At 72.0% G+C, this 19,034-nt stretch carries 16 protein-coding genes and 1 pseudogene; 14 read left to right on the top strand and 3 right to left on the bottom strand.

Annotated elements, in window-relative coordinates:
• Positions 1 to 9 precede the first annotated feature (9 nt).
• Positions 10 to 189, bottom strand: coding sequence for a hypothetical protein (locus ITJ48_RS04330; protein ID WP_123546487.1), 180 nt, complete (start codon positions 187 to 189; stop codon positions 10 to 12).
• 148 nt (positions 190 to 337) lie between these two features.
• Here ITJ48_RS04330 and ITJ48_RS04325 point away from each other — a divergent pair, with 148 nt between their 5' ends.
• Positions 338 to 1,495, top strand: coding sequence for an SLC13 family permease (locus tag ITJ48_RS04325; protein ID WP_194612531.1), 1,158 nt, complete (start codon positions 338 to 340; stop codon positions 1,493 to 1,495).
• 137 nt (positions 1,496 to 1,632) lie between these two features.
• Here ITJ48_RS04325 and ITJ48_RS16040 read toward each other — a convergent pair.
• Both ITJ48_RS16040 and ITJ48_RS04320 read right to left on the bottom strand, forming a co-directional pair.
• A pseudogene (locus ITJ48_RS16040) lies at positions 1,633 to 2,346 on the bottom strand (sugar phosphate isomerase/epimerase family protein); the annotation flags it as partial.
• 98 nt (positions 2,347 to 2,444) lie between these two features.
• Positions 2,445 to 3,443: a magnesium transporter CorA family protein gene (locus ITJ48_RS04320; protein ID WP_194612530.1), complete on the bottom strand. Its 999-nt coding sequence runs from the start codon at positions 3,441 to 3,443 to the stop codon at positions 2,445 to 2,447.
• A 17-nt stretch (positions 3,444 to 3,460) separates the two neighbouring features.
• Here ITJ48_RS04320 and ITJ48_RS04315 point away from each other — a divergent pair, with 17 nt between their 5' ends.
• The 13 genes from ITJ48_RS04315 to ilvC all read left to right on the top strand — a co-directional run bounded on the left by ITJ48_RS04315 (position 3,461) and on the right by ilvC (position 18,880).
• Positions 3,461 to 4,231, top strand: a complete 771-nt coding sequence (locus ITJ48_RS04315; RefSeq protein WP_194612529.1) for a fructosamine kinase family protein — start codon at positions 3,461 to 3,463, stop codon at positions 4,229 to 4,231.
• Between the two features lie 147 nt (positions 4,232 to 4,378).
• Positions 4,379 to 5,875 carry a trehalose-6-phosphate synthase gene (locus ITJ48_RS04310; protein WP_194612528.1) on the top strand — a complete coding sequence of 499 codons (1,497 nt, stop codon included), beginning with the start codon at positions 4,379 to 4,381 and terminating at the stop codon, positions 5,873 to 5,875.
• Positions 5,872 to 6,669, top strand: coding sequence for a trehalose-phosphatase (gene otsB / locus ITJ48_RS04305; protein ID WP_370544774.1), 798 nt, complete (start codon positions 5,872 to 5,874; stop codon positions 6,667 to 6,669). Before ITJ48_RS04310 ends, otsB begins: the two co-directional genes overlap by 4 nt.
• A gap of 142 nt (positions 6,670 to 6,811) precedes the next feature.
• A complete protein-coding gene (locus ITJ48_RS04300) occupies positions 6,812 to 9,808 on the top strand; it encodes a Na+/H+ antiporter subunit A (RefSeq protein WP_194612527.1) in 2,997 nt (998 codons plus the stop codon).
• On the top strand, positions 9,805 to 10,413 hold the full coding sequence (locus ITJ48_RS04295) for a Na(+)/H(+) antiporter subunit C (protein ID WP_194612526.1): 609 nt from the start codon (positions 9,805 to 9,807) through the stop codon (positions 10,411 to 10,413). Before ITJ48_RS04300 ends, ITJ48_RS04295 begins: the two co-directional genes overlap by 4 nt.
• Positions 10,410 to 12,005, top strand: a complete 1,596-nt coding sequence (locus ITJ48_RS04290; RefSeq protein WP_194612525.1) for a Na+/H+ antiporter subunit D — start codon at positions 10,410 to 10,412, stop codon at positions 12,003 to 12,005. Before ITJ48_RS04295 ends, ITJ48_RS04290 begins: the two co-directional genes overlap by 4 nt.
• Positions 12,002 to 12,637, top strand: coding sequence for a Na+/H+ antiporter subunit E (locus tag ITJ48_RS04285; RefSeq protein ID WP_194612524.1), 636 nt, complete (start codon positions 12,002 to 12,004; stop codon positions 12,635 to 12,637). The genes ITJ48_RS04290 and ITJ48_RS04285 overlap by 4 nt, the downstream gene beginning before the upstream one ends.
• A complete protein-coding gene (locus tag ITJ48_RS04280; RefSeq protein ID WP_123546477.1) occupies positions 12,634 to 12,897 on the top strand; it encodes a monovalent cation/H+ antiporter complex subunit F in 264 nt (87 codons plus the stop codon). Before ITJ48_RS04285 ends, ITJ48_RS04280 begins: the two co-directional genes overlap by 4 nt.
• Positions 12,894 to 13,463, top strand: coding sequence for a monovalent cation/H(+) antiporter subunit G (mnhG, locus tag ITJ48_RS04275; RefSeq protein WP_194612523.1), 570 nt, complete (start codon positions 12,894 to 12,896; stop codon positions 13,461 to 13,463). The genes ITJ48_RS04280 and mnhG overlap by 4 nt, the downstream gene beginning before the upstream one ends.
• Positions 13,464 to 13,494: 31 nt before the next feature.
• Positions 13,495 to 15,228, top strand: coding sequence for a dihydroxy-acid dehydratase (gene ilvD / locus ITJ48_RS04270; RefSeq protein WP_194612522.1), 1,734 nt, complete (start codon positions 13,495 to 13,497; stop codon positions 15,226 to 15,228).
• 146 nt (positions 15,229 to 15,374) lie between these two features.
• A complete protein-coding gene (locus ITJ48_RS04265; protein WP_194612521.1) occupies positions 15,375 to 17,279 on the top strand; it encodes an acetolactate synthase large subunit in 1,905 nt (634 codons plus the stop codon).
• Positions 17,276 to 17,785, top strand: a complete 510-nt coding sequence (gene ilvN, locus ITJ48_RS04260; RefSeq protein ID WP_123546473.1) for an acetolactate synthase small subunit — start codon at positions 17,276 to 17,278, stop codon at positions 17,783 to 17,785. The genes ITJ48_RS04265 and ilvN overlap by 4 nt, the downstream gene beginning before the upstream one ends.
• A 69-nt stretch (positions 17,786 to 17,854) precedes the next feature.
• Positions 17,855 to 18,880: a ketol-acid reductoisomerase gene (gene ilvC / locus ITJ48_RS04255; protein WP_123546472.1), complete on the top strand. Its 1,026-nt coding sequence runs from the start codon at positions 17,855 to 17,857 to the stop codon at positions 18,878 to 18,880.
• Positions 18,881 to 19,034 lie beyond the last annotated feature (154 nt).

Below are 19,034 nucleotides of genomic sequence, written 5' to 3'. Positions count from 1 at the left end.
GCCGAGCGGTCAGTCGTTCTCGTTCGCGGCCTCGACGACGTTGCCGACCGCGATGGCCGTCGTGGCCGCCCAGGCCACGGCGGTGAGCAGCAGCCGCCAGTCGCGGGGGCCGGAGCTGAGGCTCTTGAGCAGGCTGACGCCCGAGAAGAGCGAGCTGATGATCGCTCCGTTGAAAAGGAATTTGCGCACGGTTCTCTCCTGGTGATCGGTGGCTCCACCGTACTCGTCAGGCCGCTCCGCGCACCGGCGCGGATCGGTGCAGTCCCTGCAGGTCGCGGGGCCGTAGGGTGAGCTGCCCGGCTCGCCCGGTCCGGGCTCGTCGGCCGGAGGAGACCTGGTGCGCACTGCCGTGCTCGGAGCAGCGTTGCTCGTCGTCGGGCTCGTCGCCCTGCTCGCCGGGGTCCTCACCCTCGAGGAGCTGGGCACGCTCGTCGAGCGCGTGGCGCCGGTGCTCGGCTTCGTCGTCGCCCTGACGATCGTGTCTGAGCTCGCGGCCGAGGCGGGGCTCTTCTCCTGGCTCGCCGGGTTCGCCGCGCGGGCGGCGCGCGGCCGCGTCGTGGTGCTGTGGGCGTTCGTCGTCGTCCTCGCGCTCGGCTGCACGATCTTCCTGTCGCTCGACACGACGGCCGTGCTGCTCACGCCCGTGGTCGTGCTGGTCGCACGCCGCGTCGGGCTGCCGCCGATGCCGTTCGCCCTCACGACGGTGTGGCTCGCGAACTGCGGCTCGATGCTGCTGCCGGTGTCGAACCTGACCAACCTGCTGGCCCTCGACGCCCTCGGGTCGCCGTCGCCCGCCTCCTTCGCCGCGCTCGTGGCGCCGGCGGCCGTGGTCGCCGCCGTCGTGCCGGTGGCCGCCGTCGGCATCCGTTACCGCCGCGAGCTGAGCGGGCGGTTCGAGGCTCCCGGGCGGGAGGAGGCGGGCGACCGCGTGCTCTTCGTCGTGGCCGCCGTCGCCGTGGCGCTGCTCGTGCCGGCGCTCGTCAGCGGGATCGAGGTGTGGATCCCCGCCGCGGTGGCCGCGCTGGCGCTCGTCGTCGTCACCGCCGTGCGGCGCCCCTCCACGCTGCGGCTCGGCCTCGTCCCCTGGGGCACGATCGTCTTCGCCAGCGGCCTCTTCGTCGTCGTCGAGGCGGCGCACTCGCTCGGGCTCGCCGACGCGCTCGCCGTGCTCGTCGGCTCGGGCGACGGGCTGCCCGACCTGCTGCGCCTCGCCGCCGGCAGCGCGGCCGCTGCCAACGTCGCGAACAACCTGCCCGCCTACCTGGCCCTCGAGCCCGTCGCCGGCTCGCCGCTGCGGCTCGTCGCCGTGCTCGTCGGCGTCAACGTCGGCTGCCTCGTGGCGCCCTGGGCGTCGCTCGCGACGCTGCTCTGGCACGGGCGGCTGACCTCGATGGGCGTCGAGGTGAGGTGGCGCGGCGTCGTGCTCGGAGGTCTCGGGGTCGCGGTCGTCGCCGTGCCGCTCGCCGTGGTCGCGACGGTGCTCGTCGGGGCGTAGGTCGAGGACGCCGCGCCCGCCGCTGCACTCGACGCTGCGGCGTCGCCTGCTGCCGCGCCCGCCGACAGCGCTGCGCGAGCGTGGGCCAGCGTGCGCCGCAGCATGTCCGTGAGCACCGTCTCGTCCGTCGCCCGGCCGCGGGCGTGCACCTCGGCGACGACCGACCCGGACCAGCCCGACCGGGCGAGGTGCCCGAGCACCTCGGCGACCGGCTGGTCGCCCGTGCCCGGCACCAGGTGCTGGTCGACGAGGCCGCCCGGCCGCGTCGAGACGACCCCGTCGCAGAGGTGGACGTGACGGAGGCGCGGGCCGAGGGCCAGCGCGAGGTCGAGCGCGTCGCGCCCGGCGACGGCCGCGTGCGAGAAGTCGAGCACGGCCGCGTCGACGTCGAGGGCCGCGGGGTCGTGCCCGGGGGAGTAGACGTCGGCGACGACGGGACCCAGCCGCCACGGGAACATGTTCTCGACCGCCAGCTCGACGCCCGTCGCGGCCGCCAGCTCCCGGACCAGGTCGAGGAACCGCGCGGCGTGCCGTCGTTGCCAGCGGAACGGCGGGTGGACGACCACGGTGGCCGCGCCGAGGTCGGCGGCCAGCTCGGCCGAGCGCCGCAGCTTCTCGCCCTGGTCGCGGCCGAGCGCGAAGTGCGCGAGCGGAAGCACCGGTGCGTGCACCGACAGCACGGGCAGCCCCCAGCGAGCCGAGGAGGCGCGGAGCAGCCGGGCGTCCCGGCTCGCCCGGTCGGCGGTCACCATCACCTCCACCCCGTCGAAGCCGGTGGTCCTCGCGAGGCGGAACGCCTCGTCGACGGGGAGCGGGGAGACGCAGGACGTGCTCGTTCCGACCGTGATCACGCGGCCAGGCTACGACCGGGCCCGCGGCGGGGGAGCCGAGCAGGGGTGAACGTCGGGCGAACGGCCGGGGAACGCCACCGGGGCCCGGCGGCCGCCTCCTACAGCCAGTCGCGCTTGCGGAACTGCCACCAGAGCACGCCGCCGACGCCGACGATGAGCACGCACGAGGTGACGAAGCCGCCGACCGTGCTGAAGCCCGGGTACGGCACGTTCTGGCCGTAGAAGCCGGTGATGGCGGTGGGCACCGCGATGATCGCGGCCCAGCTCGTCACCTTCTTCATGATCCCGTTCATGCGGTTCGACTGGAGGTTGAGGTTGGTGTCGAGGATGGTCGAGACGAGGTCGCGGAGCGAGTCGTTCTGCTCGGCGACCCGGATCACGTGGTCGTAGACGTCCTGGTAGTAGGGCTGCATGACCGGGTCGAGGTCGTGCAGGTCACGGCGCAGCAGGGTGTTGAGCACCTCGCGCATGGGCGAGGCGACGCGCCGCAGCCGCACGAGGCTCTTGCGCAGCGCGAACGAGCGCTTCTGCACGTCGAGGGTGCGCGGCGCGGGGTCGAAGAGGTCGTCGGCGATGCCCTCGATCTCGTCGTCGAGCGCGTCGACGGCCTCGAAGTGCCGGTCGACGACGACGTCGAGGACGCCCCAGAGCAGGAACGAGACCCCGTGCGCCGCGAGGTCGGGGCTCTGGTCGAACGCCTTCTCGAGCCGGGAGACGTCGAAGTCGGCGTGGTGGATGGTCACGAGCGCCCTCGCCGTCAGGAACGCCTTGACCTCGCTCGTCGTCAGCTCGCCCGAGGCCGCGTCGAACGAGACGTCGTACAGCGCCGTGAAGAGGTGGTTCTCGTAGCGGTCGACCTTGGGCCGCTGGCCGTCCTGCAGGGCGTCCTCGACGGCGAGCTCGTGCAGCCCCAGCTCGTCCTCGAGGTCGTCGAAGTCCGCCTCCGTGGGGTCGGTGAGGTCGACCCAGACGGTGCAGCCCTCGGTCGCGAGGTGGTCGCTCACCTCGGCGAGCGGGAACCCCTGCGCCACGAGCCGCCCCTCCCGGTACGACCGGGTCTGCGTCGGGGTGCGGGTCGCGGTCGGGGCCTCGGTCATGGGGGCATGCTATCCACGTGACCCCGCACGTGAAGCAGCGCGCCGACGCCCCCGACGACTTCTTCGAGGCGGAGGCGGCCGGCCTCGCCTGGCTCGCCGAGGCCACGCCCCGCGGGGGCGCCAGGATCGTGGCCGTCGAGTCGGTCTCGCCGGGACGCATCGCGCTCGAGGCCGTGCACGAGACCCGCCCGACGCCGGAGGCGGCACGGCGGTTCGGCGCGGCGCTCGCCGCCACCCACTCGGCCGGCGCGGACGCCTTCGGGGCGCCTCCTGCAGGCTGGCACGGCCCCGTCTTCATCGGCCGGCGGCAGCAGGAGTGCACGCCCCGCGACAGCTGGGGCGCCTTCTACGCCGCCCAGCGCGTGCTGCCGTTCGCCCGGACGGCCGTCGAGGCTGGCTCGCTGACACGTGACGAGCTCGACCTCGTCGAGAGCGCCTGCGACCTCGTCGCCGCGAGCGCGCTCGACGACGACCAGGCACCGGCCCGCCTGCACGGCGACCTCTGGAGCGGCAACGTCCTGGTCGCCGCGGACGGCGTCGTCCTGATCGACCCGGCCGCGCACGGCGGCCATCCCGAGACCGACCTGGCGATGCTGCAGCTGTTCGGCCTCCCCTTCCTCGAGGAGGCGCTGGCCGGCTACCAGGACGCCTCGCCCCTCCGGGACGGCTGGCGCGACCGCGTGCCGCTCCACCAGCTGCACCCGCTCGCGGTGCACGCCGCGGGCCACGGCCGCAGCTACGGCCGCGCGCTCGCCGAGGCGGCACGGCAGGTGCTGCGGCTCGTCTGAGCCTGGTGCCCGGGGGAGGGTCACCCGGGTGGAGGGCGTCCGAGGGAGGGGCGCCCGGGGGACAGGCGTCGCCGGGGGCCCGGACGGGCGCGCTGATAATCTGGCCGTCCCCCGTCTCCCGGGGGTCGAACGGAGCTGATCACCCCCATGTCTGACACCGCTGAGCGCTACGGCTTCGTCGTCGTCTCCAACCGCCTCCCCGTCGACCGCGTCGTCGCCGAGGACGGCTCCGCGTCCTGGCAGCACTCGCCCGGGGGCCTCGTGACCGCCCTCGAGCCCGTCATGAAGGCGAACGACGGGGCCTGGGTCGGCTGGGCCGGCCAGCCCGAGCTCGAGTTCGAGCCGTTCGTCGACGAGGGCATCCACATCGTGCCGGTGCCCCTCAGCGCGGAAGAGGTGCAGCGCTACTACGAGGGCTTCAGCAACGACACCCTCTGGCCGCTCTACCACGACGTGATCGCCGCCCCGACGTACCACCGGCTCTGGTGGGAGGCGTACGTGCAGGTGAACCAGCGGTTCGCCGACCGTGCTGCCGAGATCACCGAGGAGGGCGGCACGATCTGGGTGCAGGACTACCAGCTGCAGCTCGTCCCGAAGATGCTCCGCGAGGCACGCCCCGACGTGACGATCGGCTTCTTCAACCACATCCCGTTCCCGCCGCTCGGCATCTTCTCGCAGCTGCCCTGGCGCCGCCAGATCCTCGAGGGCCTGCTCGGCGCCGACGTCATCGGCTTCCAGCGCGGCGACGACGCCTCGAACTTCTCGCGGGCGGTGCGCCACCTGCTCGGCTACGGGACGACCCGCCCCTACGTCGAGGTGCCGGTCGACGACGACGCGGCCACGGGGTCCTCGCACGTCTCCCGGCGCGGCACGAAGGTGCGACGGGTGCTCGCCAAGCACTTCCCGATCTCGATCGACGCCGCCAGCTACGAAGAGCTGGCCGCGAGGCCCGACATCCAGGCCAGGGCGGCCGAGATCCGCGCCGGCCTCGGCAACCCGAAGACGGTCATGCTCGGCGTCGACCGGCTCGACTACACCAAGGGCATCCGCCACCGGATGAAGGCGTTCGGCGAGCTGCTCGCCGACGGCCGCCTCAGCGTCGAGGACGCGACGCTGGTCCAGGTCGCGAGCCCCAGCCGCGAGCGGGTCGAGACATACAAGACCCTCCGCGACGAGATCGAGCTGACCGTCGGCCGGATCAACGGCGACTACGCGACGATGAGCCACACGGCCATCAGCTACCACCACCACGGCTACCCGCGTGAGGAGATGGTGGCGCTCTACCTCGCCGCCGACATCATGCTCGTCACCGCCCTCCGCGACGGCATGAACCTCGTCGCGAAGGAGTACGTGGCGGTGCGCCGCGACAACGACGGCGTGCTCGTGCTCAGCGAGTTCGCCGGCGCGGCCGACGAGCTCAAGTCCGCGCTGCTGATCAACCCGCACGACATCGGCGGCCTGAAGAACACCATCATGCGGGCGATCGAGATGCCGCGCCGTGACCGGACGACGCGGATGCGCGCACTCCGTCGGCGCGTGCTCGAGCACGACGTGGCCAGCTGGTCCGCGTCGTTCCTGCAGGCGCTCGAGAACGTGCGCCCCGGCCAGCAGATCACGGCACCCGCCGAGGAGGACGCATCGTGACCACGACCCCCCTGACCACGGACGACGAGTCGCGGGCCCTCTCGGACGCGCTCGGCCGCCTCGCGACGACGCCGCGCCTCCTCGTCGCCCTCGACTTCGACGGCACCCTCGCGCCCGAGGTCGACCAGCCGATGGCGGCCCGCCCGCTGCCCGAGTCGAAGGAGGCGATCCGTCGCCTGCTCGAGATGGAGGGCACCTCCGTCGCCCTCGTCTCCGGCCGCGACCTCGCGTCGCTCGACCGCATCAGCGAGATGCCCGAGCAGGTGCTGCTCGTCGGGTCGCACGGGATCGAGGTGCGGATCGGGGGGGAGGTGACCTCCCTGACCGAGGACGAGCTCGCCCGTCGCGCCGTCATCTCCGAGGCGCTGCACACGGCGGCCGACGGTCGCGAGGGCGTCTTCGTCGAGGAGAAGCCGGCGGGCCTCGCGCTGCACACGCGGCTCGCCGACGAGGCGACGACGACGGAGGTGCGCGAGGCGGTCCGTCGGCGTCTCGCCGACGAGCCCGGCGTGCACGCCCGGGAGGGCAAGAACGTGCGCGAGTACGCCGTCCGCCCGACCGGCAAGGACGACGGGGTGGCGCGGCTGCGCGAGGCCGTAGGCGCCACCGGGGTGCTCTTCGCCGGCGACGACGTCACCGACGAGGACGCCCTGCAGTCGCTCGGCGACGGCGACCTCGGCGTCCGGGTGGGGCCGGGCGAGACCGCCGCGAGCCACCGCGTCGCCGACCCGGCCGCGATCGGCCGCCTCCTCGGCGAGCTCGCCGACCTCCGCGAGCACCTGGGGCATGCCTGACCGTGCATGCGTCCCTCCGGGGGCCCGCCCTCGGGCGGTCCTCCCAGGTGACTGCAAGGTAAGCTGACATCTCCGCCCGACTCCTCGTCGCCGATCAGCCCGAACGACCGACGAACTCGCCAGCCGACGGAGGTGCACCACGATGATCGCTGCTCTCGCGGCCTTCGCGGCCGCCTCGATCGTCGTCGCCGCACTGGGTCGCCGGCTCGGGCCGTCGCTCTTCCTGTGGGCCTCCGCCGTCCCGTTCGCCGCCATGGTGATGACCGCCCTGCAGGGGCCGCAGGTCCTCGCGCAGGGGCAGGTCGTCGAGTCGGTGCCGTGGATCCCGCAGCTCGGCATCACGCTGACCCTCCGCCTCGACGTGCTGTCGTGGGTGCTGGCACTGGTCGTCACGGGCGTGGGCGGGCTCGTGCTCGTGTACTGCTCCCGCTACTTCAAGCCGGGGGAGAAGAGCCTCGCGCGCTTCGCCGCCGTGCTCGTCGCCTTCGCCGGGGCGATGTACGGGCTCGTCACCAGCGACGACGTCTTCGTGCTCTTCGTCTTCTGGGAGGCCACGAGCGTCTTCTCGTACCTGCTGATCGGTCACTACACGAACAAGCAGGCGAGCCGCGGGGCCGCGCTCCAGGCGCTCATCGTCACCACGGCGGGCGGGCTGGCCATGCTGGTCGGGCTCGTGATCCTCAGCGTGCAGGGCGGCACCTCCTCGATCGAGGCCCTCGTCGCCTCGCCGCCGAGCGGCACGGCCGTCACCGTCGCGGTGGTCCTGGTGCTCGTCGGCGCGCTGTCGAAGTCGGCGCTCGTGCCGTTCCACTTCTGGCTGCCCGCGGCCATGGCCGCTCCCACCCCGGTCAGCGCCTACCTGCACGCCGCGGCCATGGTCAAGGCGGGCATCTACCTCGTCGCCCGCTTCGCGCCCGGCTACCACGACTCGCCCGGCTGGCAAGAGGTCGTCGTCACCGTCGGCGTCGTGACGATGCTGCTCGGCGGCTACCGTGCCCTCCGTCAGCACGACCTGAAGCTCGTCCTCGCCTACGGCACGGTCAGCCAGCTCGGCTTCCTCACGATCATCGCGGGCTACGGCACCCGGGACGCGGGGCTCGCGGCGCTCGCGCTGCTCGTCGCGCACGCCCTGTTCAAGGCGACGCTCTTCCTGGTCGTCGGCATCGTCGACCACCGCACGGGCACGCGTGACCTCCGCAAGCTGAGCGGCCTCGGCCGGCAGGCTCCCGTCCTCGTCGTCATCACCGTGGTCGCGCTCGCGTCGATGGCCGGGGTGCCGCCGACGTTCGGCTTCGTGGCGAAGGAGGCGGTGCTCTCCGCCCTGCTCGCCGACGCCGAGCACGGCAGCGCCTGGGGCGTGATCGCGCTCGTCGGCGTCGTCGTGGGCTCCGTCCTCACGACGGCCTACAGCCTGCGGTTCCTCTGGGGGGCGTTCGCCCGCAAGCGCGACGTCGCCCCGGTCGACTTCGTCCGCGAGCACATCGACTTCCTCGCCGCACCGGCCGTGCTCGCCGTGCTGAGCCTCGCGCTCGGCTTCGTCGCGGCCCCGGTCGACTCCGTGATGGCGCGCTACGCGGACACGCTGCCGCACGTCGAGGGCGAGCACGGCCCGTACCACCTGGCGCTCTGGCACGGCTTCGAGCCCGCCCTCGGGCTCACCGTGCTCTCGCTCGTGCTCGGCGCCGTCATGTTCTGGCAGCGCGAGCGGGTGTCCGCGGTGCAGAAGGCGGTCTCGTTCCTGCCGCGCGCCTCCGACGGCTACGTCAAGATCATGACCGGCATCGACAAGACGGCGTCGCGCACCACGGCGACCACCCAGCGTGGCTCGCTGCCGTTCTACCTCGGCACGATCCTCGTCGTGTTCGTCGTGTCGAGCATCGTCACGCTGTCGTCCAACCGCAGCTGGCCCGACGCGGCCGTCATCTGGGACTACCCGGCCCAGCTGGCCGTGGGCGGGCTCATGATCGTCGGCGCCGTGGCCGCGGCGCGGTCGAACAAGCGCTTCCAGGCCGTCGTGCTCGTCGGCGTGACCGGCTACGGCATGGCCGCGCTGTTCGCCCTGCACGGCGCGCCCGACCTCGCGCTCACCCAGGCCCTGATCGAGACGATCACCCTCATCGCCTTCGTGCTCGTGCTCCGGCGCCTGCCGGCCCGCCTCGGCGACCGGAACGGCCGGTCGCACCGGGCGCTCCGCGCCGTCATCGGCGTCTCGGTCGGCTGCGTCATGGCGACCATCGCCGTCGTCGCCCTGGGCGCCCGCAGCGGCGGCACGATCTCGAGCGCGTTCCCCGAGCTCGCCGTCGTCGGCGGCCACGGCAAGAACGTCGTCAACGTCACCCTCGTCGACATCCGCGGCTGGGACACGATGGGCGAGATCAGCGTGCTGATCGCGGCCGCGACCGGCGTCGCGAGCCTCGTGTTCCTCACCTCGCGCACCGACATGCTGCCGCGACCCGCGCGCCGCACCCGAGCCCAGCGCTTCCTCGCCCGGGTGCGCCCGGCCCTCGAGCCCGCGCCCGTCGTCCCCGGCTCCGACGCCGGCGGCAGCCAGGCCGACCGGGCCGACGCCTCCTCGAGCACGGCGGTCGGCTCCGAGGTCGAGGGCGACCGGCGTGCCTGGCTGCTCGCCGGCCGCAAGCTGGCGCCGCAGAACCGCTCGATCCTGCTCGAGGTCGTCGTCCGGCTGCTGTTCCACGCCATCGTCGTCGTCTCGGTCTACCTGCTCTTCGCGGGCCACAACCTGCCGGGCGGCGGCTTCGCCGGCGGCCTGGTCGCGGGCATGGCGTTCGTCGCGCGCTACCTGGCCGGCGGGCGCTTCGAGCTCGGCGCCGCGGCTCCCCTCGACGCCGGCAAGGTGCTGGGCACCGGCCTGCTCGTGGTCGTGGCCACCGCCGTCGTGCCCCTCTTCTTCGGCGTCGACGCCCTCACCTCGACCTGGTTCGAGGGCGAGGTGCCGCTGCTCGGCCACGTCGAGTTCGTCACGTCGACGTTCTTCGACATCGGCGTCTACCTCGTCGTCGTGGGCCTCGTGCTCGACGTGCTCCGCAGCCTGGGGGCCGAGGTCGACCGGCAAGAGGAAGAGGACGACCGCGGCGACGCCTCGGTCACGGCCACCACCAAGGCGGAGGGTCCCGCATGAGCGCGTCGCTGGTCCTGATCGTCGTGATGGCCGCGCTCTACGCGTGCGGCATCTACCTCATGCTCGAGCGCAGCATGACGCGCGTGCTGCTGGGCTTCCTGCTCGTGGGCAACGCGACGAACATCCTCATCCTCACGATGTCCGGCCGCAGCGGCGAGGCGCCGATCGCCGACGGCCAGGTGCCCGAGTCGAGCTTCGCCGACCCGCTGCCGCAGGCGCTGATCCTCACGGCCATCGTCATCACCTTCGGCGTCTCGGCGTTCCTGCTGGCCCTCATCTACCGCTCCTGGCGGCTCGCGCAGGAGGACGACGTGGCCGACGACCTCGAGGACCTCGAGATCGGCATCCGCGGGGTGCCCGCCGAGGACGAGACGCAGGGCGACGGCGACGACGAGAGCGACGGGGACACGGAGTTCGGTCCCGACGCCGAGGCGGCCGTCCCCAAGTCGTCCTTCGACGACGACGACGACCCGTGGGACCACGCCCCGAGCGAGACGATCCCGGTCGCCGACCCGGAGCACGCCCCCGACCACGACCCGGCCCACCCCGAACGAGACCGCGACCGCGGCAGCTACCGTGACGACCCGAGAGGAGGACGACCGTGAACCTCGACTTCCTCGTCCCGCTCGTCGTGCTCGTGCCCCTCATCGGTGCGGGCGCCGCGCTCGTCGCGACCCGGCGGCCTCGGCTCCAGGCCGTGCTCACGATCGCCGCGCTGGCGATCGTCGTGGCCATCAGCGCCGTCCTCCTCATCGTCGTCGACCGCGACGGCGCGATCGCGGTGCAGGTCGGCGGGTGGGAGGCGCCCTTCGGCATCCTCCTCGTGGTCGACCGCCTCGCGGCGCTGATGCTCACCATCTCGTCGGTCGTGCTGCTGGCGGTCTTCGTGTTCTCCGTCGGGCAGGGCTCGGCGGACGGCGACGGCGACGCCCCCGTCTCGATCTACAACCCCACGTACCTCATCCTCGCCGCCGGCGTCTTCGACGCGTTCGCGGCGGGCGACCTCTTCAACCTCTACGTCGGCTTCGAGATGCTGCTGATCGCGAGCTACGTGCTGATCACCCTCGGCGGCACCGAGCAGCGCATCCGGGCGGGCGTCACCTACATCGTGGTGAGCCTGCTGTCGAGCGTGCTGTTCCTGGCGTCCATCGCGATGATCTACGGCGCCCTCGGCACGGTCAACATCGCCGACATCGCGCAGAAGATGGACACCATCCCGCCGGACGTCCAGACGATCATCCACGTGATGCTGCTCACGGCCTTCGGCATCAAGGCGGCGATCTTCCCGCTGTCGTTCTGGCTGCCCGACTCGTACCCGACCGCTCCGGCCCCGGTGACGGCGGTGTTCGCAGGCCTGCTGACGAAGGTCGGCGTGTACGCCATCATCCGGACGGAGACGGTGCTCTTCGTCGAGAGCAACGTGAACGTCTACCTGCTGATCATCTCGTTGCTGACGATGGTGATCGGGATCCTCGGCGCGGTGGCGCAGGCGGACATCAAGCGCCTCCTGTCGTTCACCCTGGTGAGCCACATCGGCTACATGATCTTCGGCATCGCCCTCGGCACCGTCGAGGGGCTCGCCGCGACGATCTACTACGTGGTGCACCACATCACCGTGCAGACCACGCTCTTCCTGGCGGCGGGGCTGATCGAGCGGCGAGGCGGGACGGCATCGGTGCTGCGCCTCGGCGGGCTGCTCAAGGCGGCGCCCGTGGTGGCCGTGCTCTTCTTCATCCCGGCCCTCAACCTCGGCGGCATCCCCCCGTTCTCCGGGTTCATCGGCAAGGTGGCGCTCTTCGACGCCGGCGCGCGCCTCGACGACCCGCTCGTCTACGTGCTGATCGGTGCCGGCGCGGTCACGTCGCTGCTCACGCTCTACGCCCTGATGCGGGCCTGGAACCTGGCCTTCTGGCGCCCCGGCAGCGACGTCGAGGACCACGAGTCGCCCCTCACCGAGCGTCTCGAGGAGGCGCCCGGCCGCACCGCCGTCCAGGCGAAGCGCGCCAACCCGCGCACCATGATCGGCGCGACCGTCGGCATGGTCGGCGTCTCGCTCGTGCTGACCGTCTTCGCGGGCCCGCTCTACGGCGTCGCCGAGCGCGCGGCAGGCAAGGTCTACGGCTCGAACTCCTACGTCCAGCTCGTCTTCCCCTCGGGTGAGGGCGACACCGCCGATAACGAGGGGAGCGCGCCGTGACCGCCCGGCCCACGGCCCACGAGGTCGGACGCAGCCTGCTCCGTCAGCTGCCCCTCCTCGTCGGCCTCGTCGTCCTCTGGATGTTCCTCTGGAACCAGCTCACCGTGCTGTCGTTCGTCACGGGCGTCCTCGTGGCCCTGCTCGTCACCCGGGTGTTCTTCCTGCCGCCGGTCGAGTTGAGCGGACGGTTCAACCTCGGCTGGGCGCTGGTGTTCCTCGGCCGCTTCCTCTTCGACCTCGTCGTCGCGTCGGTCGAGGTGGCCTGGAAGGCCGTCCGGCCCCGAGGCGTGAAGAGCAACGCGATCGTCGCCGTGCAGCTGCACACCCGGTCGGACTTCATCATGACGCTCGTCGCCGAGGCCGTGTCGCTCGTTCCCGGGTCGCTCGTCGTCGAGGCCGACCGTGAGCGGTCGATCCTCTACATGCACGCCCTCGCGGTCGAGGACGCGGACGGCGTCGAGGAGGTGCGGCACAGCGTGCTCGGCTTCGAGAAGCGCATCGCGCGCGCCCTCGGCAGCGCCGACGACCTCCGTCGCATCGCGGACGGCACGCCCGCCACCGAGGACGCCCCGACCGACCGGTCCGGCGCCGAGGTGCCGGTGAACGAGAAGAACAAGGGGGTCGCCTCGTGACGATCGTCTCCTGGGTCGTCGGCGTGCTCTTCGCGTTCGCCGCGCTCGCGTCGGTGCTCCGGATCGTGCGGGGGCCCTCCATCCTCGACCGCATGATCGCGAGCGACATGCTGCTCACGACCCTCATCTGCGTGCTCGCCGCCGACATGGTGCTCGGGAACCACACCCGCACCCTGCCGGTCATCATCGTGCTCGCCCTGACGGCCGTCTTCGGCTCGATCACGGTGGCGCGCTACGTGTCGAGGCAGGACCCGTCATGAGCGACCAGTTCTACACCGTCTCGAGCGCCGTCCTGCTCGTCGCCGGCGCGACGCTCTCCGCCGCCGCGGGCATCGGCCTGCTCCGGTTCCCCGACGCCCTGACCCGCATGCACGCCGCCACGAAGCCGCAGATCTTCGGGCTGATCCTGATGCTGTCGGCGATCGCGCTCGACCAGCACAACCTCGGGACCATCGCCTCCCTGGTGGTCGTCCTGGTCTTCCAGATGCTCACGGCGCCGATCTCGGCGCACATGATCGGCCGGGCCGGCTACCGCAACGGCGACCTCCGCCGCGACATGCTCGTCGTCGACGAGCTCGACGAGGCGGTCGCCCGGGCGGGGGAGGAGCTCGTGGCCGACGGCCAGTCGCTCTCCGACGTCGACCCGTCGACCCTGCCGGTGGGATCGGCCGACGCGCTCGCCGTCGAGCTCGACCGCGCGGACGGGCTCGACGACTCCGAGGGCGACGACGACGCCCACGACGACGAGGCCCGGGAGCGCGAGCACGACGCCCCGCTACACGTCAAGGGCGGCCACCACCACGCCCCCGATCCCGGCCTCGGCTGAGGGGCACGCCAGCTGGCCCTAAACTCGACCCATGCCCGTGAATGACAGCCAGCCGTCGGACGCAGCCGCCCGAGGCCCCATCGACATCAAGCCCCGCAGCCGCGTCGTCACCGACGGGGTCGAGGCCACCACCTCGCGCGGCATGCTCCGCGCCGTCGGCATGGGCGACGAGGACTGGGAGAAGCCGCAGATCGGCATCGCCAGCAGCTGGAACGAGATCACCCCCTGCAATCTGTCGCTCGACCGGCTCGCCCAGGGCGCGAAAGAGGGAGTGCACGGCGGCGGCGGCTACCCGCTGCAGTTCGGTACCGTCTCCGTCTCCGACGGCATCTCGATGGGCCACGAGGGCATGCACTTCTCCCTCGTCTCGCGCGAGGTCATCGCCGACAGCGTCGAGGTCGTCATGAACGCCGAGCGCCTCGACGGCTCGGTGCTGCTCGCCGGCTGCGACAAGTCGCTGCCCGGCATGCTCATGGCCGCCGCGCGCCTCGACCTCGCCAGCGTGTTCCTCTACGCGGGCAGCGTCGCCCCCGGCTGGGTCAAGCTCAGCGACGGCACCGAGAAGAACGTCACGATCATCGACTCGTTCGAGGCCGTCGGCGCGCACAAGGCCGGCACCATCAGCGACGACGACCTCAAGGCCATCGAGTGCGCCATCGTGCCCGGCGAGGGCGCCTGCGGCGGCATGTACACCGCCAACACGATGGCGAGCGTCGCCGAGGCGCTGGGCATGAGCCTGCCCGGCTCGGCGTCGCCGCCCTCGGCCGACCGCCGTCGCGACTACTTCGCCCACCGCTCGGGCGAGGCCGTGGTGAACCTGCTGCGCCTCGGCATCACCACCCGCGACATCCTGACGAAGGAGGCGTTCGAGAACGCCATCGCCGTGGCCATGGCCTTCGGCGGGTCGACCAACGTCGTGCTGCACCTGCTGGCGATCGCCTACGAGGCCGAGGTCGACCTCACCATCGACGACTTCAACCGCATCGGCGACACCATCCCGCACATCGGCGACCTCAAGCCCTTCGGCAAGTACGTGATGAACGACGTCGACCGCATGGGCGGCGTGCCCGTCGTCATGAAGGCGCTGCTCGACGCGGGCCTGCTGCACGGCGACTGCCTCACCGTCACCGGCAAGACCGTGCGGGAGAACCTCGAGGCGATCAAGCCGAAGCCGCTCGACGGCGAGGTGCTGCGCACCCTCGAGAACCCGATCCACGCGACCGGCGGGCTCACGGTCCTGAGCGGCTCGTTCGCTCCCGAGGGCGCCGTCGTCAAGACCGCGGGCTTCGACGCCTCCGTGTTCGAGGGCCCGGCCAAGGTCTTCGAGCGCGAGCGCGGCGCGATGGACGCCCTGACCGCCGGGCGCATCGAGGCCGGCGACGTCGTCGTCATCCGATACGAGGGCCCGAAGGGCGGCCCGGGGATGCGCGAGATGCTCGCCATCACCGCGGCCATCAAGGGCGCTGGGCTCGGCAAGGATGTACTACTCTTGACGGACGGACGATTCTCGGGCGGCACAACCGGCCTCTGCATCGGCCACATAGCACCCGAAGCGGTGGACTCCGGTCCCATCGCCTTCGTGCGTGATGGCGACCTCATCCGTGTCGACATCGCCGCTCGCTCGATCGACCTACTCGTCGACGCCGCTGAGCTCGAGGCCCGCCGAGAAGGCTGGGCTCCCCTCCCTCCGCGCTACACCCGCGGTGTCCTCGCCAAGTACGCACGCCAGGTCCGCTCCGCGGCCGAGGGCGCAGTCACGTACTGACCTCGTCCCGACCGGCTCGGCGCGGCACCGCCGCCCGAGCCGGCATCCGGACGGGGCGTCCGGCTCGCCGCTCCGCACAGCGCACCGCCGTCGACCGGCACCGTCGTCACCGCTCCACCACCACCACGAAGAGGGAATCGGCACTGATGCCCAACGACACGACACCTCAGCCCGGCGCCCCCGTGCGCCCGGGCGCCCGGCCGGCCCCCGCCGCCGGCCCCACGAGCTCCGCGACGACCACGCAGCCGGTCGTCCTCACGGGCTCCGGCGCGATCCTCAAGTCGCTCGAGCACCTCGGGGTCACCGACGTCTTCGGCCTCCCCGGCGGTGCGATCATCCCCTTCTACGACGAGCTGATGGCGTCGACCGCCATCCGCCACATCCTCGTGCGCCACGAGCAGGGCGCCGGCCACGCGGCCGAGGGCTACGCCGCGGCCTCGGGACGGGTCGGCGTGGCGATCGCCACCTCCGGTCCGGGGGCCACCAACCTCGTCACCGCCATCGCGGACGCCTACATGGACAGCATGCCGCTGCTCGCGATCACGGGACAGGTCTTCTCGACCCTGATGGGCACGGACGCGTTCCAGGAGGCCGACATCGTCGGCATCACGATGCCGATCACCAAGCACTCGTTCCTCGTGACGAAGCCCGAGGACATCCCCGCGACGCTCGCCGCCGCGTACCAGATCGCGAGCACCGGCCGGCCCGGTCCCGTACTCGTCGACATCACGAAGGACGCCCAGCAGAACTCGGCGCCCTTCGTCTGGCCGCCCGTCGTCGACCTGCCCGGCTACCGGCCCGTCACGAAGGCGCACGGCAAGCAGATCGCCGCGGCGGCCCAGATGATCGCCGAGGCGGAGCGGCCCGTGTTCTACGTCGGCGGCGGGGTGATCCGCGCCGGGGCGTCGGCCGAGCTCAAGACGCTGGTCGAGCTGACCGGCGCCCCCGTGGTGACGACGCTGATGGCCCGCGGCGCGTTCCCCGACACCCACGCCCAGCACCTGGGCATGCCGGGCATGCACGGGACCGTGCCGGCCGTGCTCGGCCTGCAGGAGAGCGACCTCATCATCGCGCTCGGCGCCCGCTTCGACGACCGCGTCACCGGCAAGGCCGACCTCTTCGCCCCCGGCGCCAAGGTGGTCCACGTCGACATCGACCCGGCCGAGATCTCGAAGATCCGCCTCGCGGACGTGCCCATCGTGGGCGACGCGAAGGTCGTCATCCCCGACCTCGCCGCGGCGTTCGCCGAGATCCCCGCCGCCGACCGCGCCGACACGTCCGCCTGGTGGCAGAAGCTCGAGGGGCTGCGCGAGCAGTTCCCGCTCGGCTACACCCAGCCCGACGACGGCCTCCTCTCGCCGCAGGCCGTGATCCAGCGGATCGGGCAGCTGTCCGGTCCCGAGGCGATCTACGCCTCCGGCGTGGGCCAGCACCAGATGTGGGCCGCGCAGTTCATCGAGTACGAGCGTCCCCACGCCTGGCTGAACTCGGGAGGCGCCGGCACGATGGGCTACTCCGTGCCGGCCGCGATGGGCGCCAAGGTCGCCCAGCCGGACCGCGTCGTGTGGGCCATCGACGGCGACGGGTGCTTCCAGATGACGAACCAGGAGCTCGCCACCTGCGTCATCAACGACATCCCGATCAAGGTCGCGATCATCAACAACTCGTCGCTCGGCATGGTGCGTCAGTGGCAGACCCTGTTCTACGAGGGGCGCCACTCGTTCACCGACCTGAACACGGGTCACGAGACCCGGATGGTGCCCGACTTCGTCAAGCTCGCCGACGCGTACGGCGCCCTCGGCATCCGCGTCACGCGGGAGGACGAGATCGACGCCGCCATCCAGCTCGCGCTCGAGACGAACGACCGCCCGGTCGTGATCGACTTCGTCGTCAGCCGCGACGCCATGGTCTGGCCGATGGTGCCCCAGGGCGTCTCCAACTCCGAGATCCAGCACGCCCGGGCCCTCGCCCCCGAGTGGGACGACGAGGCCCCCGGCACCAGCGCCTCCGACACGACCCGTGACGGCGACATGACAGGAGAGCACGCATGAGCCACGTCCTGAGCCTCCTCGTCGAGGACAAGCCCGGTCTGCTGACCCGGGTCGCCGGGCTCTTCGCCCGCCGCGGCTTCAACATCGAGAGCCTCGCGGTCGGCAAGAGCGAGGTCGAGGGCCTCAGCCGCATCACCGTCGTCGTCGACGTCGAGGAGCTGCCGCTCGAGCAGGTGACGAAGCAGCTCAACAAGCTGATCAACGTCATCAAGATCGTCGAGCTCGACTACTCGCAGTCGGTGCAGCGCGAGCACATGCTGATCAAGGTCCGGGTCGACGCCACCACCCGGTCGCAGGTGCTCGAGGCCGTCACGCTCTTCCGCGCGTCCGTGGTCGACGTCTCGACGGACTCGCTCGTGATCGAGGTGACCGGCGACACCGGCAAGACGACGGCCCTGCTGCGCGTGCTCGAGCCCTACGGCATCCGCGAGATCTCGCAGTCCGGCCTGCTGGCCATCGGCCGCGGCTCGAAGGCGATCACCGACCGGGTCCCCAAGGCCCAGTGACCGGCGCGGGCTCGTCCCCGCCGCCTCCCTGCTCCACCCCCACCGCCCCACACAAGGAGAACCACCACCGTGACTGAGATCGTGTACGACACCGACGCAGACCTGTCGATCATCCAGGGCAAGAAGGTCGCCGTCATCGGCTACGGCTCGCAGGGCCACGCGCACGCGCTCAACCTGCGCGACTCGGGCGTCGAGGTCGTCATCGGCCTCAAGGAGGGCTCGAAGAGCCGCGCCAAGGCCGAGGAGGCCGGCTTCACGGTCCACACCCCCGCCGAGGCCTCGGCCTGGGGCGACGTGATCGTCGTCCTCGCGCCCGACCAGGTGCAGCGCCACGTCTACGCGGACGACATCGCCCCGAACCTCACCGAGGGCAAGGCGCTCGTCTTCGGCCACGGCTTCAACATCCGCTTCGGCTACATCGAGGCCCCCGACAACGTCGACGTGCTGCTCGTCGCGCCCAAGGGCCCCGGCCACACCGTCCGCCGCGAGTTCGAGGCCGGCCGTGGCGTCCCCGTCATCGTCGCGGTCGAGAACGACGCCTCCGGCTCGGCCTGGGACCTCGCGTGGTCGTACTCCAAGGGCATCGGCGGCCTCCGTGCCGGCGGCATCAAGACGACCTTCACCGAAGAGACCGAGACCGACCTCTTCGGCGAGCAGGCCGTGCTCTGCGGCGGCACCTCGCAGCTGATCCAGTACGGCTTCGAGACCCTCACCGAGGCCGGCTACCAGCCGCAGATCGCCTACTTCGAGGTGCTGCACGAGCTCAAGCTCATCGTCGACCTCATCTGGGAGGGCGGCCTCGCCAAGCAGCGCTGGAGCGTCTCCGACACCGCCGAGTACGGCGACTACGTCTCGGGCCCCCGCGTCATCACGCCCGACGTGAAGGAGAACATGAAGGCCGTGCTGGCCGACATCCAGTCGGGCGCCTTCGCCAAGCGCTTCATCGACGACCAGGACGCCGGCGCGCCCGAGTTCGCCGAGCTGCGCAAGAAGGGCGAGGAGCACCCCATCGAGGCCACCGGCCAGGAGCTCCGCGCCTTGTTCGCCTGGAAGCAGACCGACACGGACTACGTCGACGGCAGCGCTGCGCGCTGACGTCGACGCAGTCCGGGGCGACCCGGCCTCTCTGGTCGGCTCCGCCGACGGGCGACGGCAGCGCCGCACGCTGACCACCCCCTCTCCACCCGCAGGGGCCCCTCTCCACCCGGAGCGGGGCCCCTCGGCCGTCCGGGGCTCACGGGCTGTCGTG

Origin of the sequence: Frigoribacterium sp. VKM Ac-2530, assembly GCF_015350835.1 — a bacterium.
Lineage (GTDB): Bacteria > Actinomycetota > Actinomycetes > Actinomycetales > Microbacteriaceae > Frigoribacterium.
This window is presented reverse-complemented; position numbering and strand designations above follow the sequence as displayed.

What these genes read in the sequence shown, in the direction of transcription:
- ilvN (WP_123546473.1), top strand. Translation starts at nt 17,276, where the DNA reads ATGAGCCACGTCCTGAGCCTCCTCGTCGAGGACAAGCCCGGTCTGCTG.
- ilvD (WP_194612522.1), top strand. Translation starts at nt 13,495, where the DNA reads ATGCCCGTGAATGACAGCCAGCCGTCGGACGCAGCCGCCCGAGGCCCC.
- ITJ48_RS04265 (WP_194612521.1), top strand. Translation starts at nt 15,375, where the DNA reads ATGCCCAACGACACGACACCTCAGCCCGGCGCCCCCGTGCGCCCGGGC.
- mnhG (WP_194612523.1), top strand. Translation starts at nt 12,894, where the DNA reads ATGAGCGACCAGTTCTACACCGTCTCGAGCGCCGTCCTGCTCGTCGCC.
- ITJ48_RS04310 (WP_194612528.1), top strand. Translation starts at nt 4,379, where the DNA reads ATGTCTGACACCGCTGAGCGCTACGGCTTCGTCGTCGTCTCCAACCGC.
- ITJ48_RS04295 (WP_194612526.1), top strand. Translation starts at nt 9,805, where the DNA reads ATGAGCGCGTCGCTGGTCCTGATCGTCGTGATGGCCGCGCTCTACGCG.
- ITJ48_RS04300 (WP_194612527.1), top strand. Translation starts at nt 6,812, where the DNA reads ATGATCGCTGCTCTCGCGGCCTTCGCGGCCGCCTCGATCGTCGTCGCC.
- ITJ48_RS04320 (WP_194612530.1), bottom strand. Translation starts at nt 3,443, where the DNA reads ATGACCGAGGCCCCGACCGCGACCCGCACCCCGACGCAGACCCGGTCG.